Source organism: Rhizobium sp. WW_1, from assembly GCF_003610155.1.
Lineage (GTDB): Bacteria > Pseudomonadota > Alphaproteobacteria > Rhizobiales > Rhizobiaceae > Rhizobium > Rhizobium tropici_A.
Window position 1 is genome coordinate 1 of the sequence record NZ_RAIN01000061.1, and the last position, 1652, is coordinate 1652.

Annotated in this window: 1 protein-coding gene; it reads right to left on the minus strand. The window is 59.3% G+C overall.

The window, feature by feature from the left end; translation table 11 throughout:
- Window positions 1-31: 31 nt before the first annotated feature.
- A complete protein-coding gene (locus tag BJ928_RS38435; RefSeq protein ID WP_077473006.1) occupies window positions 32-1588 on the minus strand; it encodes an ISL3 family transposase in 1557 nt (518 codons plus the stop codon).
- Window positions 1589-1652 lie beyond the last annotated feature (64 nt).

Genomic DNA, 1652 nt, shown 5'->3' on the forward strand with positions numbered 1-1652 from the left:
GGCTCTGACGCACATTTGCTGCTGTGCAGGTCTACGACGCACCGATCAACCGCGCCTGCAGGAGATCGAGTTTTGCTCTTCCGTACATCTGGCGCTTAATGAGCTTTAAGCGTGTGATCTGTCCTTCCGTTTGCCCATTTGACCACGGTGATATGATTGCATTCCTGACGGCGTCGAGGTCTTTTTCGACGCCGCCGGCAAACGATCCGACCAAGCTGTCCTTAGCGGCTTCCAACCACTCGTCGAGCTTCCGCGCTGTCTTCGAGCGGATCATGGACTGGAAATCACCAATGGCCGTACGGGCGACCACAAGGTCCGGGACGTTCACTTCGATCGCCGCCACCAGGATCGCTTCGGATTTTGCAAGGTCGTCGCGCGCGGTGGTCATGAGCCGTGCGATAACCCGTGCGGACGGCGTTCTGGCGAGCCCGCTCTGATTGGCCTTTTCCGCAAGACGTCGGCGTTGAGCCCATTGCGATACGACACCACTCTGTCCCACAAAGCCCTTCGTCTTCATCTCACGCCAGAGTGCCGAAGCGTTCCGTGCCCCTTCTTCCCAGCGGCTGTTGAGCCAAGGCGACCAGCTATCCAGAGAACTTGGCCGCGTTCGGAACACGTCGAGACGCTGCCCCCTTAAAATGTCGCGAACGAGCTTCCGGCTATGGCCGGTTTGCCGCACAATCTGCCGAATTGATGTTCCCTTTTTCGACAGCTCCCGAACCGCCTCGTTCGTTTCCTGGCGGCGTAGATACCCCTCATACTGCAGCTTCTCGGCGTAGGTCAGAAGCTTTGGATCAACGACACTGCTGCCGACCGCCTGCCTGATCTGTCGCATCGACTTGCCGACAGCGTCGAGGAAGGCCCGGCTGGAATTCTCCATTAGGTGCCAGCGATCAGCAACCTGCTCAGCATTGGGCAATGCCTTCGCAATAGCCTCACCATAGCCGCCGCCCCGATCGCGAGCGACGGTGGAGATCGACTGATGCCCGGCAAGCCACGCTCGAGACGTATCCAACGCTCGATCCTGTAGCAGGGTGACGGGCTTCCGCCGCTCCAGATCGCAGACGATCGTTCCATAGGTTTGGCCCCGCCGGAAAGCAAAATCATCAATGCCGATGACGGTGAGTTCATCATCCTGGTCGGCAACACGGCGGCGAACCACCCGCAGCAGTGTGTCATTGCTCACTGGTACCATCAGACGATTGGCAAAGGCCGCCGCCGGTCTGCCACCGAGCGCCAAACCAAGATGGTGAACAATGGTCTCCAGCCGCTGGGTGCGCCGACCGTAACGTGCGAGCACGCCACTATCGAACTGTTCGCAGAAGATACGCCGACCGCACAGAACGGCATCGCACCAGAACCGACGCGTCACGATCGCCAGCTCAACTCGACGACCGCCAAACGGCAGGTCAGCGGGCCGACGCAGATATCGGCTTTGAACTCGTCGGCTCTGTCGACCACAGGCTGGACACGTTCCGGAGAGGGCGCGCGATCGCAGCCGAACTTGCACACGCTCTTCGATAATCGTCACATCATCAACTGCAAAACCGGACGGAGCGAGGCTCGCCCGTTGAAATCGTTGCTGCATAGCTGATCCTCCGATGAACCAGCAGAAGCATCATCCTCAACAGCAGCAAATGTGAGTCAGAGCC